Genomic DNA, 26,465 nt, shown 5'->3' on the forward strand with positions numbered 1-26,465 from the left:
CATCTTAGAGTTCTTGATGATGTACTCACCTTTGACGTAACCGAGATGCCTATCGCTCATCTCCACTCCCGCCGATTACGCCGCGCTGTTTACGGTCAGCGAGTTTCGCAAGGTTAGCTTCCAGCACCTCATCAAAAGACAAGCCGGTGATTGAATACGCAAAAGCCCGCAAAGCTATCCACATAGCTATCAGTGACTCACCCATTTGGGCTTTGTCCGAGTGGTAGTGGAACTTTGCTAGGTATGAAGCAAGGGAAAGAAGCATCCCCAAAGCGGCGCTGTCGCCGATTCCTTCTGCTTCTTCATCGACTGGGGGCTCTTCGGTTATGCCGAGTTCGTGCATACAGACTGCTACTCCCCAAGCCACGTCGCCCAGCTCTTTGGTGAGAGTCTGCTTGGTGCGTTCCTCATCCCAGCCGTCACGCATACTCTTAGCTAGAGCGCCGAATAGCTCCCCTACCTCACCCACAATCATGGGTGCCAGGTATTCGGGTGTGAGCGCGGTGGGTAGCGCGGTTTCCAGGGCACGCGCCTGATAATCAGACAGTTTCATTATTTTTTCTCCTTTAGAAGAGTTCTGGTTGGTCGGGGTCGTAGAACCGGCGGGTCGTTACTATCCCGTCACGCTTGCAGGTTTCCACGACGATGTTTTCCTGGGGCCATTCCACCGTGTATGTGGTGTGCTCCCCCGGCGTGTAGATCGCCCGCTCATACCTGATGTAGTGCAGGTACTCTTCGAGTGTCATGCCGTCGGCTATCGGGTGGTCAGAGGTATAGAAAACGTGGCCATTAGGGGTAGCTACGTGAGCTTCACACCGGACGCTCACGCCGATTCCTCACGGTAAGGGTTGGCTTGCATTAGCTCGTCGCGCTGTTCCTCTGATAGATACAGCTCATAGGCTTTATCCGCGCACGCCTCCCATGCCTCTTCTCTGGCAGTTTCAAGTTCAGCATATAGCCGCTCAATCTCAGCGAGCAGAGCAGGGACAGCGTTGCGGGCATCGGTCAGCATTTCCCTGTTTGCCCTTTGCTTCTTACTTCTTTTCCGACCGTAATAAGTAGCCCCGATTTCCTCCCCTGTTTCATCGTCCCCAGTCACTACCATGTTTTCATAAGGCTCTATGTGCCACGGTGCGGGGCTTGCCGACTGGTCTAGCTCACGAAGCCGGTCAATGAGGTCGTCGATGTTTTCAGTCATTCTTTACTTCCTCCACTAATTTATTCTCTGCACTTTCGACGGCTCTACGGGCGAAAGAAAGAGCCGCAATACGTTCTGTGAAAGTTGTATCATTTAGCACTTCCTCTTCTTCGACTAGAACATCTCAGCCCTCATCCGTGTGTTTGACAGTAATTGTGAGTTTCATTTATTCGCTCTCTTTCTGCCCGTACATGCCAACAACCTCAGCGACAACAATGTTTTTCGCCGGCGTCACGTTGCAGTTCCCGTAAAGAGCTTGTACCCTCCCATGAGCCACAACAACGTACTCATGCCCGTGAGAATCTTTGAAACTAGTCCCAAAAGGTAGCTGTTCTGCGGTTTGTTTCTTCATGGGGATTTCACCGTCAAGCCAAAGAGTCCAGCCATCCGAACCTTTCCAGGCGTCCCTGAAAGCATCACCAAACATGCAGTACCACCCGGTTGGTCTATCTATCAGATAGTATTCATTCCGGTATATTTTTGACTCCGCGGAAGATTGACCATTAGTGATTCGCACTTTCTGACCGTCTAGCTTCTCGAAGTCGATAGGCTCACCAGCCTTGATAGCTCCCGTGAGGTTATGCCAGTCGCCGGTGTCAGCCAGGGCGTGTTTCTTGCCAAAATCGTAGGCTTTTTCTGTCATCACTTTTACTTGGCGACCGCCATAGTCGATTTCATCTACAAGCGAGCCATGGTTTTCACAGCAGATGTAGATTTCTTCGGGGTATTCGTTGTTGCTCATTTACTTTTCCTCTTTCTCTAACGGGTTGATGTGAGTACGCAGATGACGGCGAATGACGTAAAGATTGCGGTAAGAATTAGATATTGGTCTTCCATTTTTCGCTTCCTGTTATTCGCGTGTTTTGAGTTCTCGTGCGGTTGTAACGGTGGCCGCGCATTTCCCGCCCACAGTGACCGAAGTGGCGGTGGTGGTTGCGGTGAAGAAAAGGTAGTCCTGGGTGCCGGTATAAACCGCCACACGCTCGTTGATCTGCCAGTTGGTTGGGTCGGGGAGGTTCTGGAACTGCCCGGTCAAGGACAAGCCCTCAAGGTTGCCCTCCACATACCCGGTGAGGATGTACTCCCCCGCCACCGACTCCTGTTTCACCAGGGCGAGGCTACTGTTGCAGGTCTGCGACGCCGCATAAGCCGGTACAGTCGCGGTGGCCAGGATTGCAGGCGCAGACCATGCGGCGCCTTGACGAGGTTTCGTCGGTTGATAGTCATGATGTTTTCTTCTCTTTCGGGTGATGGTGTTTTTTAGCCGCGGGGGCGGGGGTATGGCTTCTGGCCGGGGATCTTGGCAAAAGCTTTGCTGAAGCCGGAGCGGGCTTCGATGGTTCGGTCGTCGTGGGTTGTGGTGTTGGCGTGGAGTCCGAGGCCGGCGACGAGGGCGAGGGTGGTTGCTACGGCTATTTTTTTGCTCATTTTGGGTTGCCCGGTTGTGGTGGGTTCGGGGGTGATTTCGCGGTTGTTTGCGATGTAGTTTTCTTGTTCGCGGGTCATGGTGTTTTCCTTAGTTGTTCCAGTTGGTGGCGCAGGTGTAGCAGAGTGGTTCACCTGTGGTTGATGGGGTGATGGTGTCGTCTGGGACGGTGTTTGCGCAGTTGGCGCATTCGGTGGTGTCTGGTGGTTCGAAGTGCCGGAATCCTGGGTCTCGGTAGAGCAGGGGCATGGCTTTTTCCTTTCGGGTTTTTGTTGTGTGGTGGTTTTAGTTTAGGGCGTGGTGTGTCCGTTTGCAAGGCTTTTAGGTGGGCTTTTGGGGGCGTGTCGTGCCGGTTTCTTTGAAACTGTTGTGTGGCGTTCTAAGCGCCTAGAAATGTGTTAGGTGAGCAATTACCCGCACAGGGGGCTAAAAGCCCGGCAGGGGCAAACCTGGACTTATTACGGGCATGTTACGCCCTCGACTCACAAAACCACATTCATTTGCGACGGCTCCCGATCACCAGCTTTCACATCCGCAAGACACCCAGGGCAGTTACTTTTCGGCTTACCCGTATGGGCTGGGCACTCCTCCACTTCCTGCGAATGATTCCCATTACCGCCATGAGGTGCAGGACGCCGATCACCAGCCCATGAGGTGACCACGTCCGAAGGTTCTGCCCAGTCGTTCTCCCATTCGAAGCCCCAGGGTGCGAGGCTTTCGATGACGGAGGGGAGCATCCCGAAGGTTTTCCATTTGGTGCCTCGGTTTGCTAGGTGGTCTGCGAGTTTCCAGGCGGCTTGCATGATTTGGGCGGGTGTTGATCCGACGTGTTCGGAGCTGGCGATTTGGTTGGCGACGATTTGGTTGGTGAGCTTGAGGTCTGGGCGGTAGTGCTTGAGGTATTCGGTGATGGGTTGAGCGAGCTGGTTGGCGAGGGGCCTGTTGATGGTCATTGGATTTTTCTCTTTCTGCCTCTGCCTGTCGTCGCGTGCGTTCGCGTTTAAGTACTTAACGACAGACAGAGTACTTAAGTTAAGTTCTTCTTCTTCTTCTTCTTGGTTACTTTTTCGCTTACTTTTTTGTAAGCGGATTGGTAAGCGAAAATGTAAGCGGTTTTAGGCCGCCTGGCAGTGCTCACATTCGGGGTCTTTGATGCCTTTATCGGCGTGCCATCGTTTGTGCGCTGAGGCTTTCCCCCCTTGTGAACCGGCGTTTTTCTGCTGGCTCACCTGTTTGCTGGTTTCTTCTTTGACGGTCTGGTGCTTGGTGAAATCGTGGAGTATGTACCCTCCTGTTTTTTCGTCTTTTTTGAGAAAACCAGCTTCTAAAAGTTCAGAAATTTTTGAGGGTTTTGCGAGAGTTTTTATCGAGTTTTTTGTCAAAAAACCGTCAGTTTTCATCTCAGCGGCATAGCACCAAGCGGTGATTAGTGACCTGAAAGCGCCGTCGGAAAGAGCCAGCGTTTTAGGATGCCTAGGGAACTCATGAGTAACTTTTATCCAGTGCCTCTGGTCTTTCACCGGGCGCTCCTTTCTATCGTTTTTCGTAGGCTATGGCTGCTTCCCTGAGCCATGTAGGGTTAGTAAATTCCCAGGTCTTATCACCGGGGTATTGGTATTCGAAGTATTTCTTTTTCGGGTTGTATCTGATGATGTGCCCGTAGTAGGTGATAGCTTTCAGAGTTCCCTCTTGAAGCGCGTTCAGGGTCTCTTGACCGCTTGGTTCTGGGGCGAACATTTGAGCTTCCTCCGTGGGTACGGTGTGCCCCTCCCCTAGTGTTCTAAGAAGGGGCACACGGTTTTAGCAGAGGGGTTTAGGCGGCTAGGTTAGCGAGTACCTGGTCAGCCTGTTCACGGGTAAGAGTCTGCATATTCAAGCCCTGCTGGTTGAATGCTGCTTCAAGGTCAGAGGCGATCTGCCCATCATTCTCATACCCTTGCTTTGCGTAGCGTTTACGAATCTCGTTCAGCTGAGATTCAGCGGCAAGTTCACCGGTTCCCTGCTCGGGGCCTTCTTCTGCTTTGATTTCTTCTACAAATTCCGGTTCCAGAACTTCTTGTGGCTCGGGCTCAGAATGGCTTGCGAGTACCTGCCCGGCATGGTTCATGTTCGCTACAGCTGCCTGGTTTCCTACGGTTGCCTGGGCTTTCTCTCGCAAGTCAACGGCTGAGGTGGGCACCCACTTTGCGAGGTCATGCGCTGCGGTCTTCAGGTACATACTCTTAGGGTGTTTCTGCCAGGGTGAATACTGGGAGTGTGACCCGGCTGATGCGTCCTTAGCGGCTGCGATTCGGTCCGCGTCCACGATGACGACGTTGGAGATTCCACCGTCTGCCATGATGGCGTAAGCGAATGCGCCTACCAGGTCGCCGCGGTCTTTCTTACCAGAAAACCAGCTGGTGCCGTCCCCGCCACCTGCAGGAAGGAATGATGGCTTTTCCATCTCGCCAGGGTTCCATGAGAATGAGTCATTTTCGTGGACTGCTTCAACGATGACTGAGCGCACCTTACCTGAGCGGTACATCTGTTCGATGTGCCCCTGGTAGCCGATGATGCCGAGCACTTCCATGCGTCCCTTGTTCTTGCGCGGGGTGAGGTAATACTCTGTGGTGCCGGGGCGTAGACCGTGTTGCGCGGCGTCGTTCATGGCATTGATGAACGTTTCAGGCGCGGTCATTGCGGCTTGTGCGAGGTTCGGGTCTTTGGAGAGAGCCGCGTAGGCTGAGGATAGCCAGCCGGTTACTTGTGCCTGTTGGTCAGGTGGCAGCATTGCTTTGTGCTGCGCTTGGTTTGCGAATACGAGGGATTTTACTTTTTCGTTGCGTGCTAGTGCGGTGCTCATTGTTTATGCTGCTTTCTGTTCCACGACGTGGAACGGGTTGTTTTTAGGTTTGGTTTCTTCACGAAGTGCAGCCGCTTTGGGGCGTGACTTGTGATTGTTCAGTGAGATAACGCCGTTCTTGTTTTGAGAGCGTTTGGCGATGAGGTGACCGGCACAGGTTGCTAGGGCTGAATCCCCCATGGCATCAAGCAGGATTGTTTTAGCCGCTGCTTGTTCTTTTTTCGCAGTCTCTAGGTGCTCACACGCCCCGAGGTATGCAACCGCGATATTCGCGGGGAGCTCCACCTGTTTATCCTCTACGTTGTCGTGGAGTGCTCTCACGGCGTCATAGGTCGCTAGGTGCTCAGGGTCGGTAATATCTGGCTGCTCCCCTGCAGCCAGGGCTTCGAGGAAGGATAGGGCGCCGTTGATAAGTGATTCTGCATGCTCTGGCGCGTACTGCACCACGTACTCTTTCGGCGTCCCGTACACGAGAGCCTGAACGTAGGTCTTATGAACGCCGGTGCAGTGCATCTGAAGCTGAACCTGGTCGTAGTAATGGTCAGGGATCTCTTCAGTGCCAGGCTTGCCCCACCCATCTGAGCGGGAATGCTTGATTTCGAGTAGGGCCACGACGTCGCCACCTTGCTCGATAATTCGGTCAGGGGTAGCGCCAATGAGTGAATGCTCTGGGGCTATCCATACGCGGCTTTTAGGGTCGCGCACATTGAATTCAGGGTGTTTGTATGCGAACCAGTCCGCGATGATGGGTTCTTGCATGTTGCCCATGACGAGTTGGTCAGCTTCCGAGTCAATCCCCCAGGGCAGGGTTCCTGCCATCTTGTGCCAGAGTGAAAAGTAGGACTCGTAGGGTGAGCGTGAGGGGATGGCGGTTGCTGAGATTTTGGAGGCGGTAACCATGCGGTTGTGTGTTTCGTCGCCGGGGGTGATGCCTTTGATGCCTTTGCGTAGTAGGGTGCGGTATCTCATTTGGTACTCCTTGGGGTGTCTGGGGATTGGGGTGCGTCGTCCTTTTCGGGTGCGAGAGTGCCGCGTAGGTCGGCGGCGATTTCTTCAATCTCTCGGGCGTCCGGTGCCGCCTGGCATACGGCGTCATATTCGGGGTCAATCAGGTTTTTGGTGACTGACCGGATAGCGTGCGCTTGTTCTTCTAGGGCTTCCGCTTTAGCTTCCAGGGTCTCGATGACATGCTGGAAGGTGCGGCGCTCGGTGGCGTGCCGGGCTTCTTCGAAAAGGTCAAACGTGCGAGGGGAATGGGGATGGGGATTAGTCATGACTTATGTTTATCCTTTGTTTTTCTTTGATTCTTCCCAGGCGATGAACCCGGCGAGGGCTAGGAGCAGTAGTGCTGCCCCGTTTCCTGAGACCGTGAGAGCTTGGGGGGCTGCCAGCGCAATAGCGACGATTGCGATACGCTGTTTGGTGTTGAAAAATTGCAGTATGTACTTCATGTGATATACTTTCTTTGGGTTAGTCATTATCTTTCTGACATTTCAGAGATATGCTTTCCATGTGCGCCCTGTCTGGGTTTCCAAGTTGTGTGGTAACTTCTTGAATGGTTCAGGCAGGGCCATTCCTATTTCTGAGCAGCAAGAACTTTGTTGTGGTGGGCAAGCCAATACTTCAAAGCCCGCCGGTTCTCGTCTGTGGTGGGTCGCTTATCGGTGCGTGAGACATGCACCCTGCGCTGAAAATCTGTAGCGCGAACCGCGCCAGACCATTTCGTAGACACCCGCAAATCACGCATTACGCCACATCCTCAAGCGGAGCCAGTTCGTCAAGTAGCCATTCCAGCGTCTTAGTAGTGAACCGTGGCTGAAACCTTTCTTTACCGCCCCAGATACCTGAAGCGCGTTGAACCGCCCAGCCCTGGTCTACAGCTTTCGACGTAGCAACCAGCCCACGCTGATACAGCAGACCCTTATCTCGCATGACTCGCTTAACGTCGGTTTCATTGATAGGGAAATGCTCACGCAAGTTCTTGCACAGCTCACGGAAACCAAACGTATGGTCATGGGTAAGAACCTTGTCGAAGACCTCCACCTTTGGGCGAGCCGCTTCAAGCTCAGCCGTGAGGTCTTGAATAAGCTCAAGCGAACGCTCTTCCAAAGTCTTAGGCTTCTCATACGAACCGGTCTTACGGATCTGCGGAAGCACCTCAGAAGTAACCCACTTCTTGAAAGCCTTAGCCTCTTCCTTGCGAGACTGAAAAATGAGCTGATACAGGCCAGCCTCAGAAATGACGGCTACCTGTTGGCGACCTCCAAGGGTGTCAGTAGTAGTGACCCCCTTATCTTCCTCATCGAAGTTGACAACTGCCTGGGATGGATTTCCTAAACCGAGTGCTACGCAGGCATCGTTCCGAACAAACCAGGGTGCGCCGTCTTTGAGTAGCGCGCGCAACTGGAAGCCAGCGAAATTGAAGATCTGCAGCGAATCGGTCTTAGTAGGTAATGTGACTGACATTCTTTCTTCTCCTTAGATGATTGGTTCTCGTGTTTCTTGAGCGAGGTAGTCCTCAAGCCATGAGACTCGGTAATGGATGGTGCGGTAATTCGGCTTCGTGAACTTGGGGCCAGTGCCCTGTACACGCCATTTGCGCAGCTGATGGATGCTTACACCCAAGTAATCGGCGGCTTCCTGCTCACTCAGCCGTGTTCGTGGGTCAAGGGCAACAATCACGCCGCCACCTTATTCATTTCGTCTGCATAGTGAATAGGTTCGAGCATAAAAAGATTATTAGTGCTCACCCCGAATGCTTCAGCGATCTTAGCGGCGGTCTCAGGGTTGCATGTGGTTGCCCTGCCGTTGGCTAGGTTCCCGATTGTTGATTTCGATACACCCGAAAGCTGTTCTAGTTTCCGATAGGTGAATCGGTGAAATTCGAGTGCCATCTTCAGGGCGCCCGGCTTTACTCGCGCAGTGAATGCGCGGTTCTGAATTTCCATAGTGAACCTCCTGGGTTCAGTAGTGATTTTTGTATGTATAAAAATTCAGTTATCAATCAGCACCGCCCATCTTGTGGGCTTATTCGCTTATTCGGAATAAGTGAATAACTAAACTATAAACAGCATTGGACAACTTTGTCTAGTAAGGTTTAGAAGTTTTTTCTGAAAACACTGCAAACTGGCGAGTTACAGGCTTGTATTTATTGGACACGAAAAAGCAAACTCACCTTGTATTTCAAGGGAATAAGCACAGAGAATAGAGCTATGACCACACTCTCCGAAACGCTCAAAAAAAATAATCGCAACGGGTATTCAACCAACCGAATAGCCCAGCTTGCGACCGCACGGGGCTACAAGCTTTCCCAGCCCACTGTCTCCAGGTATCTATCTGGAAATCATCCTGAGAAGCCGGATGTCGAGGTGCTGAAAGCGTTCTCTACCGTGCTTGGTGTTTCGGTGGACATACTCGAAAAAGCTGCAGGTGTCGCGCCAACCTATGAAAGATTCGAGCTTCCTGCTTACGCAGACAAGTTAGATCAATCAGAGCGCAAGGCGGTCGTGGAAATTGTGCGGCTCATGGCAGAAAACAAGACCGTCGAGTCTGAATCTTTTCATCCTGAGCGGTCCGATGTTGCTTTGGCTGCTGATGAGGAGAATGTTGGTCATGTTCGACGTCGAGAATATTTTGATGCACTTGGTGAGGAATCGCAGGAAGTAGGAGAAGTGTAATGAAGTTGTCTGAGCGTATGTTGTTGCGTCGTGGGCAGGTGGGTAAGCCGTGGACGTCGCTTGAGCAAGAGTATGGTGTGGCGGAAAAAACATTTCGCCGTTTGGTGAGTGGTGAGTCACGTATTCCCAAGGATGCGACCGTGGAGAAGCTGGCTGATTTTTTGGGTTGCTCGCAGATCTCTGTGCTTCTTTCCGCTTATGAAGAGGCAGGTATCTATAATCCAGAGGTGGATGGGGTGCTTGTGCGTCGTGTGGATGCGATGCCTACGGATGTGCGCGCGGTGCTCTCTAACCTTGAAACGGTGATTGCTGCGCACTTGGATTAAAAGATTACTGGTGGGTAACATGGGCGCATGCTTTTCGAACACACATTCGACTTGCCGGTTCCTATCCCCCCGCACATCGAAATACACCCCACCCACCTCACCCACGCAGCAGCATACACAGACGGCATCAAATGCATCTGGATAGACCGCACCCTCACCCGCATAGAAGCCCGCTGTGCCATCACCCACGAACTCATGCACATAGCTAGGGGTGACACCTGCGCCACCAGTAAAAGGGAACGGCGCGCCCGCAGAGCAACCGCCCTAGCCCTACTCCCCCGCATACCCCACGGCATCAAAGACATGCCACTGCAGACCGTAGCAGACGAGCACAACGTCACCCCCGCCGTACTCACAGACCGCATCCTCATCGAACGCGGCGAACTCTAGCCACCCGATTTTTCAGCACAAAAGTTTCCACAAAAGTTTCCCGCACTACAACGCGCCCAAAACCAGGAGAAAACCAATGCCACGCGAACGCCTCCCCATCGGCCAACTCGGAGAAATCAACACCACCAAACTAACAAACGGAAGCTGGCAAGCCAACGCCCGCATACGCGACACAGACGGCGCAACACGAAGGATCTACGCAACCGACAAAACCAAAGCTCGCGCCATCACCAAACTAAAAGCCAAAGCAAAAACACGGGTCACCCCCACCCGCACCGGCATCAGCGCACAATCAACCATCAGCCAGGTTGCCGCAATGTGGCTTGAAACCCTACCCGGCAAAGGTCTGAAGCCCTCCACATACCGCACCTACGAGCAAGCCACCAGGCTGCACATCGTCCCCCTTATCGGTCAGCTAACCATCGGTGAAGCCACCGCATCCAGACTGAACACGTTCCTGCAGGACGTAGCGAAACCGCGCACCGTACACGGTGAGACCATTGGCGGGGCGACGTCGGCAAGGCACGCGAAAGTCTGCCTCGGACTTATCTTCAAAATGTGCGTACAAGACGGCGCACTCCAAAATAACCCCGCCGCATACACCGATACGCCACCAATACCGCATAAGACGGTCAAGGCTCTGACCGTAGAGGACATTCGGGCAATACGCCAGGGAATCATTGCATGGGGAACCGAGAGCGCGCCCGGTCCACCGCGCAACGCCCGGCTACTTCTAGATTTTGTGGACGTACTCGCTGGAACCGGTTGTCGTCCTGGTGAGGTGCTCGCGCTCTCCTGGCAGAATGTCAGCTTTGCGACAGGGACGCTCTACATTACGAGCACCCTAACGGCTGTCAAAGGTCAGGGGCTCATGGTCATGCCTACTCCTAAGAGTTTGTACTCTGAGCGTGGTTTGAAGATGCCCGCATTTGTTGAGGCTGTGCTGCGTGCCCGTCGTGAACGCGCAGATCTGAATGCGCCTGTCTTTTGTACGAGAAATGGGACGCATATTAGTGATTCGAATATGCGGCGCATGTGGCGCTCTGCGAAACCTGCAGAGTACGCGCACGTGAAATTCTCTGATTACCGCAAGGCTGTGGCTACTTTGATTGAGCGCGCCGAGGGTATGGAGGCGGCGGGTAAGGCGCTGGGCCATTCGTCGCCTGAGATTACGCGCCGGTACTATGTGGAGCGTGAGGGCGTGGTTGATTTTACGGGTGCCCTTGGTGAGCTTTTGGGGTGAATGTGGCGGCAAAACGGCGGTATGCTGTTATTTGAACCTACGACAAAAGCCCCACCAACTAAGCGTAATGCCTAGTCAGTGGGGCTTTTCTGTGTCGGGTTGACAGGATTTGAACCTGCGACCCCTTGACCCCCAGTCAAGTGCGCTACCAAGCTGCGCCACAACCCGATTGTTCTCGAGGTTTCCCTCAAGCACTCGTATAACTATACCCAGCTTTGGGTTGAACGCAAAATTGAGAACCCCCAAAATTCAAACTTTTTAGGGCGGTCTCAATCACACCTCAAAAATCTATACCTGAGGGCGGCTATCCTTGGCAAATTCCTTGGCCTTATCCGCTTCAGACATCGTCATTTTGCGCTGCGCGTCCATTTGAGTTTCTTTGTTTCCACCAATCACATGATCTTTTCCAGCGAAAAGTGCCTCGACACCCTGGCGAGCAACTTCCGCCGGGTCATTCTTCCACGAGTTATCACCAAATTTGGTGTTATCCATCTGCGCCGTGTGATGAAAATTGGTAGCTGTTGCTCCTGGTAGTAAAGCAGTGACCGACACCCCGTAATCTTTCATCTCCTCACGAAGACCCTGCGCAAAACTGTACATAAAAGCGCGTGTGGGACCGTAAATAGATTCAAACGGAGTAGGTGTCAGCGCAGACATCGAGGACGTTATCAGGATTCGCCCGCTTCGTTGACTGCCCATGCGGTGCACTACCTTTTTCGCCAACTTCACCTGCGAAATCACGTTGAGCTGCAACATATAGAGCTCATCTTCTAGGTCAGTATCGTGAAATGCCCCGCCTAGGCTCTTGCCAGCATTGAGCACTGCCACATCCAAGTGACGATTTAGCCCCTCAAACTTGGCCCAAATTTTATCCAGACCTTCGTCGGTGGTGAGGTCGGCTTGAACGGCGTAAATCCTGACCCCTTCAATATGCTCTTGCACTTTATGCACACGTTCCGAAGAACCGACAGCAATTATGTCATGCCCACGTGCTGCTAACTCCTTGGTAATATTCAGACCGATACCGGATGATGCACCAGTAACCAGAGCTAAAGAGTTCATCATAACGCTACTTTCTCCGAAAGGTTTCACTTGCTTCAAGCATGCATAACCACCAATTAATATGCAAGCCTTTTCTACCCGCCCATAGAAAATATGCAACGAGAAAACTCTGCTCCATTAAGAAGGTGGCGGTTCCTTCCCAGGGAGAAACCGCCACCTTATCAATAATTCAATTGCCGTTTTTAATTTAACGACGGGTACTCTTCGGGCGTCCACCCTTGGACGCTTTACCAGGTTTTGCTGCCTGGCGCTCACCGAGGGTCCGGCGTTCGCGAACGCGCATCGAGATTTCAATCGGCGTACCGGTGAAGTCGAAAGTTTCACGCAGGCGGCGGGCAATGAATCGGCGGTAGCCAGGATCCAAGAAACCGGTGGTGAACAGAACGAACTTAGGCGGACGCGAAGAAACCTGCGTGCCAAACAAGATACGGGGCTGCTTGCCACCGCGTAAGGGGTGCGGATGCGCTGCCACAATCTCGCCCAAGAACGCATTAAAGCGACCGGTGGAGATACGAGAATCCCATGCCTCAAGGGCAGTTTCCAGTGCGGGAACCAGCTTGTCCTTGTGCCATCCAGTGCGCGCAGAAATGTTGACGCGCGGTGCCCACGCTACGTGGGCGAGGTCACGGTCAATCTCGCGCTCTAGCAGTTCGCGGCGTTCTTCATCGAGGGTATCCCACTTGTTGAACGCCAGAACCAGGGCGCGGCCTGAATCAACAACCTGCTGAATGATTCGCACATCCTGCTCAGAAATCGGCTCAGAAACATCCAGCAAAACAACACAAACTTCAGAGCGCTCAATAGCGGTCTGGGTACGGAGTGAAGCGTAGAAATCTGCGCCCTTTGCCATGTGCACTCGGCGGCGAATACCTGCGGTATCTACAAAACGCCAGGGGCGATCGCCCAATGCGACGATTTCGTCCACGGGGTCGCGGGTAGTGCCCGCTAGATCATTAACCACGGCACGTTCTTCACCAGCGAGTTTGTTCAGCAACGAGGACTTACCTACGTTGGGGCGACCAACCAGTGCAATACGGCGGGGTCCGCCCAGTGCTTCAGGTTCAGCATACTGCGAGTGCTCGGGCATCACCTTGAGGAGGGCGTCGAGCATATCTGCCAAACCACGGCCGTGGACACCGGAAACAGGGAATGGCTCCCCCATGCCCAGCGACCACAGCGCGTGAACTTCAGCTTCTTGATGCTCGGCGTCGACCTTATTAGCAACCAACAGAATAGGCTTCTTGACGCGGCGGAGCATACGAACAATCGCTTCGTCGGTATTAGAAATACCTACAATGGCGTCAACCACCAGCAGAACGACGTCGGCGTGCGCCACAGCGATTTCAGCCTGCGCTGCAACCTGCGCGTCGATACCCTTGGCGTCTGCTTCCCAACCGCCCGTGTCGACCAGGGTGAAATCTTTGCCAGCCCACTCAGCCTTATACGATACGCGATCACGGGTAACGCCAGGCTTATCTTCAACCACGGCTTCACGGCGGCCGATAATGCGGTTAATGATGGTTGATTTACCAACGTTGGGGCGGCCCACGATGGCAACTACTGGGTCGGCTTCTTCGGGATCGGACTCGTTAATTTCAAAACCCCAAGAACCTAGAAGTTCCTGGTCTTCCTCATCGAGTTCGTAGTCTTCGAGCCCTGCTAGGAGAGCTTCGGCGCGCTGTTCTGCGGTTTCATCATCAATTTCAGCGAGGCGTTCGGAGACGTCATCTGAGCCACCGCCGAGGAATTTATCCTCATAATCGTCGCGTTCTGGAGTGATATTTTCTTCCACGTCGCAACCTCTTTTCTATGGTCTAAGTATCTGTGAACAGTCTAGTGCAGGCACTAGCTATTGATCTGTTTTTCAACAGCGGCAATCACCGCTGCAATAGTTTGGTCAAAATCAAGATCAGAAGAATCAACCAGAGCAACGCCCTCGGCTGCCTCAGTGAAGTTGTTGACCTTGGAATCTTTAGCATCACGCTGCACAACCTGTTTTTGTAGGTCAGATGAGCTCTGGGTACCGCCGAGCTGAAGCCCCCGGCGAGCCATGCGAACTTCTTCGGAGGCGGTGAGTAGAACCCGCGCATCGGCATCGGGAGCGACGACGGTGGTGATGTCGCGTCCTTCAGCGACCATTCCGCGGGGGGCGGCAGCGATTGCATCTCGCTGCATCTGAATCAGGATTTCCCGCACGCGCGGCACCGATGCTACGGCAGAAACCGAACCCGAGATGCCGGGTTCACGGATTGCTTCTGCAACGTCGGTCTCCCCCACTACGATTGACTCCTCATCGGGGCTGGTGCCCTGGTGCAGGGGAAATTTTTCAGCGGCGGCAATGATTGCCTCGGGATTCGTCAGATCAGTTTGCTGTTCCAGGCAGTACCAGGTGAGAGCACGGTACATTGCCCCGGTGTCGAGGTACTGCAGGTTAAAGTGGCGTGCAACCGCCTTAGACACCGAAGATTTGCCTGAGCCGGAAGGGCCGTCTATTGCTACAACGAGCTTATTCATCTTTGCCTTTCTGTTAGCGAACGACCTTCCAGCCCGCGCTGGTGAGATCCTCTACTAGTTTTTCGTGTTCGTTGGGATTGACCGAAATTTCAGCCATACCCACAGGTTGTCCGGGAGAATGTTCTAATCGGAGATCCTCAATGTTGACCCCGAGCTCCCCTATGTCGATGAGTAGCCGGGCAATCTGCCCCGGTGTATCGTCCACCAGAACAGTAAGTTGCGAGAAAGCTTCGGGAGCCCCACCGTGCTTACCTGGAATCCTAGCTACCCCGGCGTTGCCTTCGCTCATGAGCTGGGCGATATCTAGGCGTGCTCCTGCAGCAGTGGGATTTTCTAAAGTTGTTATGAGCCGCTCCAAATCATCCCGCACCCCCAGCAACGTGGGCACTATATTTTCTGAGTTTGCCGCTAAAATCTGAATCCACAATCCGGGGTCAGATCCAGCGATTCGAACGGTATCCCGCAGGCCTTGCCCTGCTAGCCCCAGCGCATATAAGGGTGTTTCTTGCAAGCGCGATGCCATCAGAGAACTCATCACCTGGGGCACATGAGAAATCAGGGCGACCGCTCGATCGTGCTCTGCGGCGTCGAGGTAGGTCAGGGTGGATCCCATCTCAATTCCCATTGTTTGCGCTAGTCGCACAGCAGTGGGCGAAACGTCTGGATGCTTGCAGACGACGAAAGGGCGGGAGGTGAAGAGCTCCCCGCGCGCTGCAACAGGGCCAGATTTTTCTCGACCAGCCATCGGGTGTGTACCTAGATAACGGGAAGTATCTACACCCGATTGTTGAACCTGTTGCAGAATCGACAATTTCACCGAAGCAATATCAATGACAACTGCATGTTGCCAGAGGGTGAGCTGCTCGACCACGATTTGCGCACAAACATCCGGTGGCGCTGCAACCACCACCAACTGAGGTTCGCTCCCCAGCAGTTGCCGAAGATCCGACGGCGCAACCCCGCGTTCGGTAGCTACCGCGCGGAGGGAGCGACCCGCACCAATATCCTCTGCAATTGCTTCTATGGTCGGAGAAACATCAGAGAGATACACCGGTATCTTCTGGGCGCGCAAAGCCAAACCTACCGATGCCCCTAACAGACCGGTACCAATAATGAGCACCGGGCCAGCAAGGGCAGAGAGGTTTTGATCTTCTGCCGGTTCCATTCGTTTCTCCCCTGTCAAGCGCAACGATTCTTACATATCTACCGAAGCAAGCAGTTCACCAATCTCAACCTTAGAAAGGTTTCGAATAGTGCCCTGTTTCTGCGATCCAATACGAACCGGCCCCATCTCTACGCGAACCAGCTTCTCTACGGGGTAGCCGACTTCTTCAAACATGCGGCGAACAATACGGTTCTTACCGGAGTGAATAACAACCTCAATCAAAACGTGACCGGGAGTTGAATCAACCAGGCGGAAATCGTCAACTCGGGAGACGCCGTCTTCCAAACGAACGCCCTTCTTTAGCTGATTGCTCACACCCAATTCCACAGGACCGCGCACCTGCACCAGATAGGTCTTAGGAATTTCATAAGAGGGGTGGGTCAAACGGTTAGCGAGTTCGCCGTCGTTGGTGAGAAGAAGCAAACCTTCTGTTTCAACATCGAGACGCCCCACGTGAAATACGCGCTGATTCATAGATTTGCGCAAGAAGTCGCTAATGCAGGGGCGACCGTCGGGATCTTCCATAGTGGAGACAACGCCTGCAGGCTTGTTAAACGCCATGTAAACAAGCTTGTCATTGGTCTGAATAGTGATTCCATCAACTCGGACTGAAACCTCATCAGGGTTGACGCGAACACCCAATTCGGTGACTAGCTGCTCGTTGACTGTCACGCGACCTTCTTCAATCATTTCTTCACACACGCGGCGGCTCGCCACACCAGCTTGAGCCATCAGCTTCTGCAGGCGAACGCCTTCGTGGTCATAGAAATCGTAATGATCTACGGGGTCTGCTTTAGGACGACGCGGGCGGTGGGGACCAGCGTAGTTGCTATTCTTGCGGTTGTTAGGGCGGAACTCGCCGAATTCACCGGCAAAGGGCTTACCTGATTTAAACTTAGGCCCCTGACCCTTACCCGGTTTACGGGGGCCGCCGGGTGCACCAGGCTTAGCTCCCTTGTTGGAACCCTTACCCTTGAATCCACCTGATTTTCCTCCGGGCTTGCCACCGCGGAATTCGTTATTCTTGCCGAACCCGCGACCTGCTCCGCCGCGTCCGTGGTTTCCTGCTCCGCTTCCAGTTCTTCCTGCCATGTGTATTCCCTTTTTCTCTCTTGTTCTCTGCGCAATGAGTGCGCTATCTGTCTGCATCGCAGAGAAATGATCTCCGCTGAATCTTTTAGGGTGTTTCGGTTGCTAGTTCGATGTCGTCAATATCAGGTAAGTAGGGCGCCAAGGCGGGCAGTTCTTGTAAAGAACCTAAGCCCAGCTTTTGAAGAAATACATCGGTGGTGATGTATTGATGAGCACCGGTTTCTGGTTCGGGAACGGTCTCTGCAATCAGTCCACGTTTGAGCAAGGTGCGAAAGGCCGCATCGGCGTTTACTCCGCGAACACTTGCCACATAACTTCTGGTCACCGGCTGTTGATAAGCCACAACGGTCAGAGTTTCCATAGCCGTTTTGGGGAGTTTTGCCGTGGAGTCTCCCACCACAAACCGCTGCACCCATGGGCTGAAGTCATGTCGCGAGTAGAGCTTCCATCCGCCAGAGATTCTGCGTAGCTCAAACCCTCGGGGTTCGTGAACCGTTTGCCCGTCCTCGTATCCGTTATATTCGCGGTAAAGCTCGTCTAAGCTTTTTTCCACTTCATATTCGGAAACAATCAGAGCCGAGGACAGCTCGCGTACGCTGACGGGCGCATCTGCAACTGCCAAAATTGCTTCAATAGCTGCTTTGACGCCGCCGGGAATCAACTCAACCCGCGAGATAATTTCAGAACGCTTAACTTCCGTGCGCGGTTTTTCCTGCTGCTGTTGCGCATACGATTCGGCGGTTTCGGGTTGCTCCCACGGATTATCTGGCGCTTCGGGAATCTCGGGAAGAGAATCCTCTACCTGCTGTTCAGGCGTCTCTGCTGGGGCGTCGTCCCCCTCCGGGTTCCATGCGCCCGACGAGAGGATGGCAAGGTCGTCGTCCGTAAAATCGGGGTTTACTCCCGTTATATCGCTCATACACTTGCCTCCTTCTGTAACTCAGGCACCGGGGATTTTTCCCCGACAGCGCTCACAGAAATTTCGCCCAGGGGGTTAGCTTGAGTTACCTCTACTGCCCCATTGCGTATCAGCTCCAACACCGCCAGAAAACGATAAACGGCTATTTCGAATTCTCCGCATCCGCGAATGAGATTCGAAAAGGACTCCTGGGAATTTTCTGCCAAGCGTTGCACAATGAAATTTTCTTCGTCCGCAATGGTAGTGAGGGGCTGGTGAAGGTGCCCTAGCTCAACCTGCGCCAAATTCTCATGCGGTTCATCTTCAAAATGCGAAGCACTCAATGCTTTCGCCGCTATCTGAGCAAATTCTTCGGGGCTTGTCTCAAAAACCAATTCAGGTAAAACCTGGGCAAATTGGGGTTCTAGAGCAACATCTCGGGGAAAACGCTGCGCCTCGGAATCATAGCGTTCAGCGAGAATACCGGCTACATCGCGGTAAGCGCGGTACTGAAGCAACCGTGCAAAGAGTAGGTCACGAGCCTCCAGCAAAGCCACGTCTTCTTCTGATTCCACTTGACCGCGGGGAAGTAACCGTGCTGCTTTCAAATCGAGCAGAGTAGCGGCAGTAACCAAGAAATCGCTTGCTTGGTCAAGAGCGGTGTCTATCTGGCTCTCAAAAAGTTGGTTGATATAGTGCAAAAATTCATCGGTAACTTCGGCGAGCGCTACGTCGGTAATATCGAGTTTTCTGCGGGAAATAAGGGAAAGGAGAAGGTCAAAGGGACCTTCGAAGTTCTGAAGTGTCAGGGTGAAGCCGGGTGTATTTTCGGCGGATTTTCCCTGCTGGTTGATGATTGTTGTCGGTGCCCTCACGGCAGCGTCCTCTTCTCAAGCTATTGTCGAGATGTAAACTAGCTACTTATATTTTGCCCTGTGTTGGGGGGTAGTTTCAAGACTTCCCGGCGTTGTTTAGCCCACGCACAAACCCGACGCGCGGTGCCGGGTGGGCGACCGCGCGTCGGTCATTGCGGGGTTGAGCAAGAAATTCTTTCGTTGCGGGAGCCTTTAGGGTGCTCCCCCTCGACTAATGAGTTCGCGGGCGAGCTGGCGATATGCCTCTGCACCCGAATGGTTTGAGGCGTAGGAAAGAATCGGTTCTGCCGAGACGGTAGCGTCGGGGAACTTCACCGTGCGTTTAATAACGGTGTCAAATACTTTGTCGCCAAACGCGTCGATAATTCGCGCCAGCACCTCTTTGGAATGCAGAGTGCGGGTATCAAACATGGTCGCAAGTACACCGTCGATTTGAAGTTTGGGATTGAGCCGGTCCTGCACCTTTTCAATCGAATCCACCAACAGTGCCACTGCACGGAGGGCAAAGAATTCGCAGATGAGAGGAATGATGACGCCGTGGCTGGCGGTCAATGCGTTAACGGTAAGCAGACCTAGCGAAGGCTGGCAGTCAATCAGAATGACATCGTAGTCGTTCTCGACTTTATGCAAGGCTGAAGCCAAGACCTGTTCGCGAGCTACTTCGTTCACTAGCTGAACTTCTGCTGCAGAGAGGTCAATGTTAGCGGGGAGTAAGTCGATGTTTTCGACTTCGGTGGGCTGAATGACGTCGTGAATATCGACTTTGCGATCCATCATGACGTTATAGATAGTCAAATCTAACTCGTGTGGATTTGCACCGAAACCGGCAGAAAGTGCACCCTGCGGGTCAAAATCAACGAGCAAGACTTTACGCCCAACTTCAGCTAAAGCTGCGCCAAGATTAATAGTGGAGGTGGTTTTACCCACCCCGCCCTTCTGGTTCACCATGGAGATAATGCGGGCGGGACCGTGTTCAGGTAGCGGCGCAGGATCAGGAAAGACACGCAAGGGGCGCCCTGTTGGTCCGAGCTGTTCGGCTCCATTTTCGGTCAATGTTTTTCACCTTTGGGTTAGTTGAGTCTATTTCTGACTTTGGTCTTTACCTTCTAGATTACCGCTTTCACCCGTATTCTGAACAAATTGTGTTTCAGGCGAGAAAGCCCCTGAGGGAAAGACCTAGGAATACACAACCTGCCGCACCCAATAGCACCCCGTAAAGACCACGCAGATTGGCGGTCTTGAGGCGGTGAAACCCGTCTGTCATAACATGCGCAAATCGGGGATATTTGTTCCAGCTTGCTTCTATCAAAAGATAGGGGCCAACCATACTAACAACGAAGATTGCGTACGCGCATATCCACTCCACCGGGCTATGGCTCACGCTTGATACGAGACGACCTGCTAAATACATGGTTGCCACAGAGCTCACTCCAATGGAGGAATTCAAATAACCTTCCAGCACAGCTTTGCGAGGGTACAGATGGGAGCCCTTCACCCGATGAGGTCGTTGAGGGAGTTTGCGGCGACTCCACATCACTACTCCAGCAAGCAGTAGGACGACGCCGGCGAAGATATCGATGCTGTGGGTTAGCAGTAATTTAGCGCCCTCCGTGTGTACCGTGCCGATGAGATTTTGGGGATCCACAAACCGAAAGAGAAGAATGAGCGTACTCGCACCTAAAAAGATTCCCAACACAATCCATCGCACAATATGAATCCTGGGGGAATCGTTAATGAGAGCCAGAAAGGTGATGCTATAGAGGGCGGGGCTAAAGCCCATCATCAGATCCATTCCCAACAACGCCGGTGCAGCCATCAAAATCTTCAGTAGTGCATCTATCACGGTATTTAGTATCACATGCTCACCTCTTACGAAGCGGGGAGATACTCATTTCAAAGTTGGTGTTTCCTCGGGCAGTATGCATTTACCCTGAGTAAATCGTGATTCTTCCATGGTCGCATGATGAAATAACAGGTCATACTCGGATTTGGACCCTCAACCTTTCGATGAACTGCAGGTTAATGCCCTAGTATTTTTCTTATCGCCTGTTAGGCACATCTCATCACACATTCTCCGAGCGCTTCCCCTTTGACGTTCTCGGACCGTCGGCGCATTGCGCGTCAAAGAAAGGCTCTGGCATATGACTGCTACTCCTCAGGCTTCTAAGAAGAAGTTTTACCAAGACCCTACACATATGCTGTATGTGTCGGTGATTGTCGCGGTAGTTCTTGGTTGCATCGTGGGTATATTGTTCCCCGGTTTCGCCAAGAGTTTGGCTCCTATCGGCACTGCTTTTGTAGCTCTCATCAAAATGATGATTGCGCCCATTATTTTCTGCACTATCGTGATCGGAGTTGGCTCCGTTGCAAAAGCAGCTACCGTGGGCAAAGTGGGCGGCATGGCGCTGTTTTACTTTATCTGCATGTCTACCTTTGCTTTGGCGATTGGGTTGGTAGTAGGTAACTTTATTCATCCTGGGCACGATTTGAACTATCAACCCACCGGTTACACTCCTCCGGTGTCTGCTGAGTCTGAACATGGGGACGGCACGATTGGTTTCTTGCTGGGTATCATTCCAACGTCGTTGCTTTCGGCGCTGACCTCAGGGAACATCCTGCAGACTCTCTTCGTTGCATTGTTGGTCGGATTTGCGCTACAGCGTATGGGTGAAGTAGGTAAACCTGTTCTCAAGTTTATTACCTACATGCAAGCACTTGTTTTCCGCTTGCTGATGATGATTATGTGGGTTGCACCTTTGGGCGCATTTGGCGCTATTGCAGGTGTAGTGGGCAGTACCGGCGCCAAGGCTATCGGGTCGATGCTGATTCTGATGGTCGGTTTCTACATCACCTGTATTCTCTTCATCGCTATTATCCTCGGTGGTTTGCTCAAGCTGGTAACCGGCGTCAATATCTTCAAACTGATGAAGTACCTAGCTCGCGAATACCTGCTGATTTTCTCCACATCGTCCTCTGAAGCCGCACTCCCCCGACTCATTGCAAAGATGGAACACCTGGGTGTTTCTAAGCCTGTGGTGGGCGTGGTAGTTCCTACCGGTTACTCGTTCAACCTCGACGGAACCGCAATCTATCTCACGATGGCGTCCATCTTCGTTGCGGAAGCTATGGGTAATCCGTTGGAGATTGGCGAGCAGATTTCGCTGTTGCTCTTCATGATTATTGCATCAAAGGGTGCCGCTGGTGTTTCCGGTGCAGGTATTGCAACCCTCGCAGCAGGCTTGCAGTCGCATCGTCCGGACCTTATCGACGGCGTCGGTCTGATTGTCGGTATCGACCGCTTTATGTCTGAGGCTCGCGCCTTAACCAACTTCACCGGCAATGCAGTGGCAACCGTTCTACTGGGCAAGATTGTGAACGAAGTGGATATGGCTAAGGTCAAGAACGTTTTGGCAGGCAATGACCCCTTCGATGAATCCACAATGGGCAATGACCATCTCGAAGGCGATCAGCACGTAGATAATGCCGTAGCGCAGAAATCTCCGACCAAACAGATTCCTGTCGTTCAAGAACCCACCCGCCATATTGCGGTGGACGACCGTTAGGCTCGTTCCAAAACTCTCAAAAGAAGGGCAGTGCCCCCGGCAAATTCTTCGCCGGGGGCACTACTGTCATGAGGTTGATTTATTGGTTTTCCGGTGAGCAGTTAACCAGAAGTTCCAATATCAGTGGTGTAGTTTCTGGGTAAATTGCTCCTGCGATATTTTGAGATACTGTCGCAAGGCTGCTTGGGCTTCTTTTTTATGGCCCTGCTCCACCAGCTCTAAAAGTTCCCGATTCAGATCCACAAACCGCGCGTGAAAGCTGGGGACCGTTTCCATCAAGAAAAACAGCAAACGCATCTCCGCCAACACACTGCTCATGAGCGAATCAAGGCGGGGGCTTGCAGCTAGTTGCACTAACTCTTTATGGAAATCTTGGTTGGCACTGGCCATTCCTGATACCGAACCACGCTCTCGGCTATGCTGTGCTTTCTTCAAAATTTCTCTGATATGCGGTTGCGCTCCAGAGGGAGCCAGCTCAATAGCAGCCCCCTCTAGAGCCAACCGAACAGTAAACATCTCACTAATCTGTTCCTTATCGGGCGCGCTCACAAACACACCCCGATTAGGAATTTGCTCCACCAGATTCTGAGCGATCAGAATCATGAACGCCTGGCGCAGTGTATTTCGGGAAATATTGAGGATCTCCGAAATGTGTTGCTCCAAAAGCTTAGTTCCCGGCACCAACACGCCGTCGTTCATTGCACTCCGCAGAACGTTTACCGTCCAACTCGTAACGTGCGCGTGCTGAGCCGACGGCGTGCGAGCAGCTATTTCTGCCAGGCTCGAAACCGTGGAGAGAGTAGATGTTTCTGGATTCACTCTTCTAGGTTACGCGAATTTGAGGAGGGTATCTCCTGCCTGAACGCGTTCGCCGGCTGCAACCTCAAAGTGCGCCACTGTACCGTTCGCATCGGCGAATACAGGAACCTCGGTTTTCATAGCTTCCAGTAACGCAATCTGCTCACCCTGCGATACCTCAGCGCCTTCTTCTACCGTGAAGCGAATTAGAACACCACCCATCGGCGATACCACGCCGGTGGCAGCAGCGGGTTCGGGAACACCGGCGCTAGCACCATTTCCCATAGCGGCGAATACAGCGTCGGGAATGCCGATTCGTTTAGGCGTTCCGTCTATTTCCAGGGCAAAGCGGGTGACGCCCGTGCCGGGCAGAACCTGAGCGCCCACGGGAATCAGGCCCTGTTCGTAGTGGGGATCAATCTCCAGATCGTCGCCCAATACGTCTTCAATCCAGGTGGTGTAGATTCCCAGTTCGCCGTCTTCTGATTTGAATGCTTCGTGCTCAACCATCATGCGGTCAAATGGAACGACAGTGGAAACACCGTTGATTTCTAGCTGCTTGAGCGCATGAACTGCGCGGCGGAGGGCTCTCTCGCGAGTGGTTCCGGTGACGATAAGTTTAGCCAGCATCGAATCAAAGCTGCCGTCGATAACGGTGCCTGCGCGCACGCCTGAGTCCCAGCGGATACCGTGTCCGGTAGGCACGTTAATCGAATCGATAGTTCCCGCTGAGGGCAAGAATCCGCGACCGGGATCTTCAGCATTAATACGGAATTCGATGGCGTGCATGATGGGTTCTGGCATTTCGGTATAGGCGAGGGGCTCCCCTGCCGCTATATCAAGCTGCATACGTACAAGATCGACACCTGCCGATTCTTCGGTCACCGGATGCTCTACCTGAATACGGGTATTTACTTCGAGGAAGGAAATTGTGCCATCGTTTGCAATCAAGAATTCGCAGGTGCCTACACCGGTGTAGCCGGCTTCAGCAAAGATATCCTTGGAGGCTTTCTCCAGCGTCTTAATTTGTTCGGTCGTTAGGAATGGTGCCGGTGCTTCTTCAATGAGCTTTTGGTGGCGGCGCTGCAAGGAGCAGTCGCGGGTTCCCAGGACGACGACGCCGCCGTGCTGGTCCGCTGCCACCTGAGTTTCTACGTGGCGGGGCTTGTCGAGGAAACGTTCTACGAAGCATTCGCCATTTCCGAATGCCCCTACTGCTTCTCGTTGAGCCGATTCGAAAGCGTTCTCAATTTCGTGCATTTCCCGCACCACGCGCATGCCGCGTCCGCCACCACCGTGGGCTGCCTTAATGACGATGGGAAGTCCGTGCTTTTCAGCAAATTCGCGCGCTTCAGCGGGGCCTTCGACCGGCCCGTCGGTTCCAGGAGCCAAGGGAGCGTTGACAGCGAGCGCAATATCGCGAGCTTTAACTTTGTCACCGAGCGCAGTAATTGTTTCGGGTGAAGGGCCAATCCAAATCAGTCCAGCATCGATGACTGCCTGCGCGAATTTGGCGTTCTCTGCGAGAAAGCCATAGCCGGGGTGCACAGCGGTAGCACCAGATTTTTGTGCAATATCGAGAATTTTTTCAACATTGAGGTAGGTCTCTGCAGGGGTAATACCGTCGAGAGCGTAAGCTTCGTCGGCAAGTACTGTGTGCAGTGCTTGCGCGTCCGAATCTGCGTAGATGGCAACGCTTTCGTAGCCTTCTTGAGCGCAGGCGCCGATGACGCGTACTGCAATTTCACCGCGGTTTGCAATCAATACTTTACGCACGGGTGTTCTCCTGTTCGTTGGCTTCGCCGTCTATCTCGAAGCGTGTAAATCTAATGGTTGTTCCGGGCTGGCTTTGAGCAAGTAGCCTCAGATCGTGGGGGTGAACGCAAGCAATCACGGGGTAACCACCGGTGACGGGGTGGTCGGCTAAGAAGACGACCGGTTCACCGTTTGGCGGCACCTGAATCGCCCCCGAAACCATGCCCTCGCTGGGTAGTTCTTCGGTGTTGGCGCGTTCTAGGATTTGTGTATCGGTACCGTCAGATCCGCTTTCTTGCGGCGCAAGCCTGATTCCGATGCGATTGGAATCTGGGCTGACCGTCCATTCGGTACGGAAGAATCGCTGTATTGATTCGGGGGTAAACCAGTCATCACGCGGCCCCACAATTACTCGAATGAGATTAGCTTCTTGTGGGTTAGGCAGTGCCGGGGCAATCACTGGGTGTGCGACGGCAATCCCCGTTTTTTCGGCAACATGAAGGGAATCTCCGGGCTGCAGTGGGGAGGGCCCGATGGATGACATCGTGTCGGTGGAAAAGCTCGTTGCAGCTTCCTCCGCCGCGAACCCGCCGCGTATTCCGAGATAAACGCGTAAGCCTTGCTCGGCAACACCGACACGCAGGGTCTGGCCTGCCATGAGCGCAACGGGTGCATCTTGCGGCACCACTCGATCGGGCTGGGCAGGTTCGGTGACAATAGCAAAGGTGCGTGCTCCAGTAAGGGCTACTACCGTATCTTGCTGCGCCTCCACAACGAATCCGCCCATGAGCGATTCGAGGACTGTCGCCGAGGGCATATTCCCTACTAACAGGTTGGCAGCGTGAGCAGCTACAGGGTCAGCAAACCCCGCCGGTGAAACACCCCAGTGGGTGAGTCCGCTACGACCTTCATCTTCGAAGAGCAGTTGCGCGCCTGCAGTTTTCACGGTCAGCACCGAGTCTGTTGAGGGTTCTGACACGGTAGATTCGGGCGTAGCGACGTCGATGTGCTCACGCACTGCGCGAAAACGCACCGTATTACCCGGTTCAAGAAGCGCAGGAGGATTCTGGGAGAGATCCCACAAGGGTGCATTGGTATGACCGATGAGTTGCCAGCCACCGGGAGAAGTGCGGGGATAGATACCGGAGAACTGTCCTGCCAGACCGACGGCACCGCTGGGTACCGCGGTACGGGGTGATGCGCGTCGGGGAACTTCTAGAACGTTTTCTTCAGCGTGCAAGTAAAAAAAGCCTGGAGCAAATCCGGCAAATGCCACAGACCATTGTTGCTGCGTATGAGCCTCAATGACTTTCTCGATTGAAAGCCCGGTGTGCTCTGCGACGTCTGCTAAATCCTCGCCATCGTACACCACATCAATCAGCTGTTCGCGGCTTGCTTCCCTGCGAATATCGGTGCTAGCCGCTCCGGTAAAAGTGCGCGCAAAAGTCAGAGCTTGTTGCGCTTGCTCAAAACGCACCAGCACGGTTTGTGCCGCGGGAATGAGCTCAACCAGCCCAGCTGGCGGTTGATGCTGAAGATGGGAATGCACGGCGAGCGCCGCGCTGAGATCTGCACACTCCACCAGAATGGAGGTCAGACCGAATCGCTTGAGCATTGGAGGTGCAGTCACCTATTGCTCCT

35 protein-coding genes and 1 tRNA gene are annotated in these 26,465 nt (G+C 53.3%); 5 read left to right on the forward strand and 31 right to left on the reverse strand.

The genetic code is table 11. The features are described 5' to 3' along the window. Positions 1-49: 49 nt before the first annotated feature. The 18 genes from ACFR81_RS06155 to ACFR81_RS06240 all read right to left on the reverse strand — a co-directional run bounded on the left by ACFR81_RS06155 (position 50) and on the right by ACFR81_RS06240 (position 8,414). Positions 50-553, reverse strand: a complete 504-nt coding sequence (locus ACFR81_RS06155) for a MazG nucleotide pyrophosphohydrolase domain-containing protein (RefSeq protein WP_343874221.1) — start codon at positions 551-553, stop codon at positions 50-52. Between the two features lie 13 nt (positions 554-566). Then, on the reverse strand, positions 567-827 hold the full coding sequence (locus ACFR81_RS06160) for a hypothetical protein (protein ID WP_343874223.1): 261 nt from the start codon (positions 825-827) through the stop codon (positions 567-569). Continuing rightward, positions 824-1,198, reverse strand: coding sequence for a hypothetical protein (locus ACFR81_RS06165; RefSeq protein WP_343874225.1), 375 nt, complete (start codon positions 1,196-1,198; stop codon positions 824-826). The genes ACFR81_RS06160 and ACFR81_RS06165 overlap by 4 nt, the downstream gene beginning before the upstream one ends. 166 nt (positions 1,199-1,364) lie before the next feature. Next, positions 1,365-1,940, reverse strand: coding sequence for a hypothetical protein (locus ACFR81_RS06170; protein WP_343874228.1), 576 nt, complete (start codon positions 1,938-1,940; stop codon positions 1,365-1,367). A gap of 108 nt (positions 1,941-2,048) precedes the next feature. After that, the gene (locus ACFR81_RS06175) at positions 2,049-2,306 is read right to left on the reverse strand and encodes a hypothetical protein (RefSeq protein ID WP_343874230.1); all 258 of its coding nucleotides are present in this window, start codon (positions 2,304-2,306) and stop codon (positions 2,049-2,051) included. 152 nt (positions 2,307-2,458) lie between these two features. Continuing rightward, the gene (locus ACFR81_RS06180) at positions 2,459-2,704 is read right to left on the reverse strand and encodes a hypothetical protein (protein WP_343874234.1); all 246 of its coding nucleotides are present in this window, start codon (positions 2,702-2,704) and stop codon (positions 2,459-2,461) included. A gap of 10 nt (positions 2,705-2,714) precedes the next feature. Next, the gene (locus tag ACFR81_RS06185) at positions 2,715-2,873 is read right to left on the reverse strand and encodes a hypothetical protein (RefSeq protein ID WP_343874236.1); all 159 of its coding nucleotides are present in this window, start codon (positions 2,871-2,873) and stop codon (positions 2,715-2,717) included. A gap of 233 nt (positions 2,874-3,106) precedes the next feature. Then, positions 3,107-3,577 (reverse strand): hypothetical protein, encoded by a 471-nt coding sequence (locus ACFR81_RS06190; protein WP_343874239.1) that lies wholly within the window; start codon positions 3,575-3,577, stop codon positions 3,107-3,109. 162 nt (positions 3,578-3,739) lie between these two features. Next, positions 3,740-4,144 carry a hypothetical protein gene (locus ACFR81_RS06195; protein ID WP_343874241.1) on the reverse strand — a complete coding sequence of 135 codons (405 nt, stop codon included), beginning with the start codon at positions 4,142-4,144 and terminating at the stop codon, positions 3,740-3,742. 13 nt (positions 4,145-4,157) lie between these two features. Beyond that, entirely contained in the window at positions 4,158-4,361 is a 204-nt protein-coding gene (locus ACFR81_RS06200) for a hypothetical protein (protein WP_343874243.1), read from the reverse strand. Between the two features lie 76 nt (positions 4,362-4,437). Continuing rightward, positions 4,438-5,466 carry a RecT family recombinase gene (locus ACFR81_RS06205; protein WP_343874246.1) on the reverse strand — a complete coding sequence of 343 codons (1,029 nt, stop codon included), beginning with the start codon at positions 5,464-5,466 and terminating at the stop codon, positions 4,438-4,440. Positions 5,467-5,469: 3 nt separating this feature from the next. After that, positions 5,470-6,435, reverse strand: a complete 966-nt coding sequence (locus ACFR81_RS06210) for a YqaJ viral recombinase family protein (protein ID WP_343874248.1) — start codon at positions 6,433-6,435, stop codon at positions 5,470-5,472. Next, positions 6,432-6,740, reverse strand: coding sequence for a hypothetical protein (locus tag ACFR81_RS06215; RefSeq protein WP_343874251.1), 309 nt, complete (start codon positions 6,738-6,740; stop codon positions 6,432-6,434). Before ACFR81_RS06215 ends, ACFR81_RS06210 begins: the two co-directional genes overlap by 4 nt. 9 nt (positions 6,741-6,749) lie before the next feature. Then, a complete protein-coding gene (locus ACFR81_RS06220; protein WP_343874253.1) occupies positions 6,750-6,917 on the reverse strand; it encodes a hypothetical protein in 168 nt (55 codons plus the stop codon). Between the two features lie 125 nt (positions 6,918-7,042). After that, the gene (locus ACFR81_RS06225) at positions 7,043-7,213 is read right to left on the reverse strand and encodes a hypothetical protein (protein ID WP_343874255.1); all 171 of its coding nucleotides are present in this window, start codon (positions 7,211-7,213) and stop codon (positions 7,043-7,045) included. Next, entirely contained in the window at positions 7,213-7,932 is a 720-nt protein-coding gene (locus ACFR81_RS06230; RefSeq protein ID WP_343874258.1) for a BRO family protein, read from the reverse strand. The genes ACFR81_RS06225 and ACFR81_RS06230 overlap by 1 nt, the downstream gene beginning before the upstream one ends. A 12-nt stretch (positions 7,933-7,944) precedes the next feature. Continuing rightward, complete coding sequence (locus ACFR81_RS06235) at positions 7,945-8,148, reverse strand: helix-turn-helix transcriptional regulator (RefSeq protein ID WP_377148678.1); 204 nt, start codon at positions 8,146-8,148, stop codon at positions 7,945-7,947. Further along, complete coding sequence (locus ACFR81_RS06240) at positions 8,145-8,414, reverse strand: helix-turn-helix domain-containing protein (protein WP_145177530.1); 270 nt, start codon at positions 8,412-8,414, stop codon at positions 8,145-8,147. Before ACFR81_RS06240 ends, ACFR81_RS06235 begins: the two co-directional genes overlap by 4 nt. A gap of 264 nt (positions 8,415-8,678) precedes the next feature. On the opposite strand from ACFR81_RS06240, the gene ACFR81_RS06245 reads away from it, so the two are divergent. The 4 genes from ACFR81_RS06245 to ACFR81_RS06260 all read left to right on the forward strand — a co-directional run bounded on the left by ACFR81_RS06245 (position 8,679) and on the right by ACFR81_RS06260 (position 11,102). Continuing rightward, a complete protein-coding gene (locus ACFR81_RS06245) occupies positions 8,679-9,143 on the forward strand; it encodes a helix-turn-helix domain-containing protein (protein ID WP_343874265.1) in 465 nt (154 codons plus the stop codon). Next, positions 9,143-9,469 carry a helix-turn-helix domain-containing protein gene (locus tag ACFR81_RS06250; RefSeq protein WP_343874267.1) on the forward strand — a complete coding sequence of 109 codons (327 nt, stop codon included), beginning with the start codon at positions 9,143-9,145 and terminating at the stop codon, positions 9,467-9,469. The genes ACFR81_RS06245 and ACFR81_RS06250 overlap by 1 nt, the downstream gene beginning before the upstream one ends. Positions 9,470-9,496: 27 nt before the next feature. After that, the gene (locus tag ACFR81_RS06255; protein WP_343874269.1) at positions 9,497-9,859 is read left to right on the forward strand and encodes an ImmA/IrrE family metallo-endopeptidase; all 363 of its coding nucleotides are present in this window, start codon (positions 9,497-9,499) and stop codon (positions 9,857-9,859) included. Positions 9,860-9,935: 76 nt separating this feature from the next. Continuing rightward, the gene (locus ACFR81_RS06260) at positions 9,936-11,102 is read left to right on the forward strand and encodes a tyrosine-type recombinase/integrase (RefSeq protein ID WP_343874271.1); all 1,167 of its coding nucleotides are present in this window, start codon (positions 9,936-9,938) and stop codon (positions 11,100-11,102) included. A gap of 94 nt (positions 11,103-11,196) precedes the next feature. Here the strand turns inward: ACFR81_RS06260 and ACFR81_RS06265 are convergent. The 10 genes from ACFR81_RS06265 to ACFR81_RS06310 all read right to left on the reverse strand — a co-directional run bounded on the left by ACFR81_RS06265 (position 11,197) and on the right by ACFR81_RS06310 (position 20,566). Beyond that, positions 11,197-11,270: transfer RNA gene (locus ACFR81_RS06265), tRNA-Pro, on the reverse strand. Between the two features lie 120 nt (positions 11,271-11,390). Then, positions 11,391-12,167 (reverse strand): SDR family NAD(P)-dependent oxidoreductase, encoded by a 777-nt coding sequence (locus tag ACFR81_RS06270; protein ID WP_343874273.1) that lies wholly within the window; start codon positions 12,165-12,167, stop codon positions 11,391-11,393. Positions 12,168-12,351: 184 nt separating this feature from the next. Then, positions 12,352-13,956: a ribosome biogenesis GTPase Der gene (gene der / locus ACFR81_RS06275; protein WP_068171722.1), complete on the reverse strand. Its 1,605-nt coding sequence runs from the start codon at positions 13,954-13,956 to the stop codon at positions 12,352-12,354. 53 nt (positions 13,957-14,009) lie between these two features. Next, positions 14,010-14,678: a (d)CMP kinase gene (gene cmk / locus ACFR81_RS06280; RefSeq protein WP_068171720.1), complete on the reverse strand. Its 669-nt coding sequence runs from the start codon at positions 14,676-14,678 to the stop codon at positions 14,010-14,012. Positions 14,679-14,691: 13 nt separating this feature from the next. After that, the gene (locus tag ACFR81_RS06285; RefSeq protein ID WP_343874279.1) at positions 14,692-15,843 is read right to left on the reverse strand and encodes a prephenate dehydrogenase; all 1,152 of its coding nucleotides are present in this window, start codon (positions 15,841-15,843) and stop codon (positions 14,692-14,694) included. A 30-nt stretch (positions 15,844-15,873) separates the two neighbouring features. Beyond that, positions 15,874-16,935 (reverse strand): pseudouridine synthase, encoded by a 1,062-nt coding sequence (locus ACFR81_RS06290; RefSeq protein ID WP_068171714.1) that lies wholly within the window; start codon positions 16,933-16,935, stop codon positions 15,874-15,876. An 85-nt stretch (positions 16,936-17,020) separates the two neighbouring features. Beyond that, positions 17,021-17,854: an SMC-Scp complex subunit ScpB gene (gene scpB, locus ACFR81_RS06295; RefSeq protein WP_343874281.1), complete on the reverse strand. Its 834-nt coding sequence runs from the start codon at positions 17,852-17,854 to the stop codon at positions 17,021-17,023. Beyond that, the gene (locus tag ACFR81_RS06300; RefSeq protein WP_145177558.1) at positions 17,851-18,708 is read right to left on the reverse strand and encodes a segregation/condensation protein A; all 858 of its coding nucleotides are present in this window, start codon (positions 18,706-18,708) and stop codon (positions 17,851-17,853) included. Before ACFR81_RS06300 ends, scpB begins: the two co-directional genes overlap by 4 nt. A 192-nt stretch (positions 18,709-18,900) precedes the next feature. Next, complete coding sequence (locus tag ACFR81_RS06305; protein ID WP_343874285.1) at positions 18,901-19,761, reverse strand: ParA family protein; 861 nt, start codon at positions 19,759-19,761, stop codon at positions 18,901-18,903. Between the two features lie 94 nt (positions 19,762-19,855). Further along, on the reverse strand, positions 19,856-20,566 hold the full coding sequence (locus ACFR81_RS06310; RefSeq protein ID WP_343874287.1) for a GAP family protein: 711 nt from the start codon (positions 20,564-20,566) through the stop codon (positions 19,856-19,858). A 283-nt stretch (positions 20,567-20,849) separates the two neighbouring features. Here ACFR81_RS06310 and ACFR81_RS06315 point away from each other — a divergent pair, with 283 nt between their 5' ends. Continuing rightward, positions 20,850-22,271: a cation:dicarboxylate symporter family transporter gene (locus ACFR81_RS06315; protein WP_145177567.1), complete on the forward strand. Its 1,422-nt coding sequence runs from the start codon at positions 20,850-20,852 to the stop codon at positions 22,269-22,271. Between the two features lie 120 nt (positions 22,272-22,391). Here the strand turns inward: ACFR81_RS06315 and ACFR81_RS06320 are convergent, their stop codons facing one another. From ACFR81_RS06320 to ACFR81_RS06330, 3 genes are read right to left on the reverse strand one after another with little or no spacing between them, the layout of a single operon-like run. After that, a complete protein-coding gene (locus tag ACFR81_RS06320) occupies positions 22,392-23,090 on the reverse strand; it encodes a GntR family transcriptional regulator (protein WP_083147287.1) in 699 nt (232 codons plus the stop codon). Positions 23,091-23,099: 9 nt separating this feature from the next. Continuing rightward, positions 23,100-24,845 carry an acetyl/propionyl/methylcrotonyl-CoA carboxylase subunit alpha gene (locus tag ACFR81_RS06325; RefSeq protein ID WP_343874291.1) on the reverse strand — a complete coding sequence of 582 codons (1,746 nt, stop codon included), beginning with the start codon at positions 24,843-24,845 and terminating at the stop codon, positions 23,100-23,102. After that, positions 24,838-26,454 carry a 5-oxoprolinase subunit B/C family protein gene (locus ACFR81_RS06330; protein WP_343874294.1) on the reverse strand — a complete coding sequence of 539 codons (1,617 nt, stop codon included), beginning with the start codon at positions 26,452-26,454 and terminating at the stop codon, positions 24,838-24,840. Before ACFR81_RS06330 ends, ACFR81_RS06325 begins: the two co-directional genes overlap by 8 nt. Positions 26,455-26,465 lie beyond the last annotated feature (11 nt).

This window comes from Rothia amarae (genome assembly GCF_042677725.1).
GTDB lineage: Bacteria > Actinomycetota > Actinomycetes > Actinomycetales > Micrococcaceae > Rothia > Rothia amarae.

Bases quoted from the DNA above. Each gene is read 5' to 3' on its own strand.
- ACFR81_RS06155 (WP_343874221.1), bottom strand. From the start codon at position 553: ATGAAACTGTCTGATTATCAGGCGCGTGCCCTGGAAACCGCGCTACCC.
- ACFR81_RS06165 (WP_343874225.1), bottom strand. From the start codon at position 1,198: ATGACTGAAAACATCGACGACCTCATTGACCGGCTTCGTGAGCTAGAC.
- ACFR81_RS06170 (WP_343874228.1), bottom strand. From the start codon at position 1,940: ATGAGCAACAACGAATACCCCGAAGAAATCTACATCTGCTGTGAAAAC.
- ACFR81_RS06180 (WP_343874234.1), bottom strand. From the start codon at position 2,704: ATGACCCGCGAACAAGAAAACTACATCGCAAACAACCGCGAAATCACC.
- ACFR81_RS06185 (WP_343874236.1), bottom strand. From the start codon at position 2,873: ATGCCCCTGCTCTACCGAGACCCAGGATTCCGGCACTTCGAACCACCA.
- ACFR81_RS06190 (WP_343874239.1), bottom strand. From the start codon at position 3,577: ATGACCATCAACAGGCCCCTCGCCAACCAGCTCGCTCAACCCATCACC.
- ACFR81_RS06200 (WP_343874243.1), bottom strand. From the start codon at position 4,361: ATGTTCGCCCCAGAACCAAGCGGTCAAGAGACCCTGAACGCGCTTCAA.
- ACFR81_RS06205 (WP_343874246.1), bottom strand. From the start codon at position 5,466: ATGAGCACCGCACTAGCACGCAACGAAAAAGTAAAATCCCTCGTATTC.
- ACFR81_RS06210 (WP_343874248.1), bottom strand. From the start codon at position 6,435: ATGAGATACCGCACCCTACTACGCAAAGGCATCAAAGGCATCACCCCC.
- ACFR81_RS06215 (WP_343874251.1), bottom strand. From the start codon at position 6,740: ATGACTAATCCCCATCCCCATTCCCCTCGCACGTTTGACCTTTTCGAA.
- ACFR81_RS06220 (WP_343874253.1), bottom strand. From the start codon at position 6,917: ATGAAGTACATACTGCAATTTTTCAACACCAAACAGCGTATCGCAATC.
- ACFR81_RS06225 (WP_343874255.1), bottom strand. From the start codon at position 7,213: ATGCGTGATTTGCGGGTGTCTACGAAATGGTCTGGCGCGGTTCGCGCT.
- ACFR81_RS06230 (WP_343874258.1), bottom strand. From the start codon at position 7,932: ATGTCAGTCACATTACCTACTAAGACCGATTCGCTGCAGATCTTCAAT.
- ACFR81_RS06240 (WP_145177530.1), bottom strand. From the start codon at position 8,414: ATGGAAATTCAGAACCGCGCATTCACTGCGCGAGTAAAGCCGGGCGCC.
- ACFR81_RS06245 (WP_343874265.1), top strand. From the start codon at position 8,679: ATGACCACACTCTCCGAAACGCTCAAAAAAAATAATCGCAACGGGTAT.
- ACFR81_RS06250 (WP_343874267.1), top strand. From the start codon at position 9,143: ATGAAGTTGTCTGAGCGTATGTTGTTGCGTCGTGGGCAGGTGGGTAAG.
- ACFR81_RS06255 (WP_343874269.1), top strand. From the start codon at position 9,497: ATGCTTTTCGAACACACATTCGACTTGCCGGTTCCTATCCCCCCGCAC.
- ACFR81_RS06260 (WP_343874271.1), top strand. From the start codon at position 9,936: ATGCCACGCGAACGCCTCCCCATCGGCCAACTCGGAGAAATCAACACC.
- ACFR81_RS06270 (WP_343874273.1), bottom strand. From the start codon at position 12,167: ATGATGAACTCTTTAGCTCTGGTTACTGGTGCATCATCCGGTATCGGT.
- cmk (WP_068171720.1), bottom strand. From the start codon at position 14,678: ATGAATAAGCTCGTTGTAGCAATAGACGGCCCTTCCGGCTCAGGCAAA.
- ACFR81_RS06285 (WP_343874279.1), bottom strand. From the start codon at position 15,843: ATGGAACCGGCAGAAGATCAAAACCTCTCTGCCCTTGCTGGCCCGGTG.
- ACFR81_RS06290 (WP_068171714.1), bottom strand. From the start codon at position 16,935: ATGGCAGGAAGAACTGGAAGCGGAGCAGGAAACCACGGACGCGGCGGA.
- scpB (WP_343874281.1), bottom strand. From the start codon at position 17,854: ATGAGCGATATAACGGGAGTAAACCCCGATTTTACGGACGACGACCTT.
- ACFR81_RS06315 (WP_145177567.1), top strand. From the start codon at position 20,850: ATGACTGCTACTCCTCAGGCTTCTAAGAAGAAGTTTTACCAAGACCCT.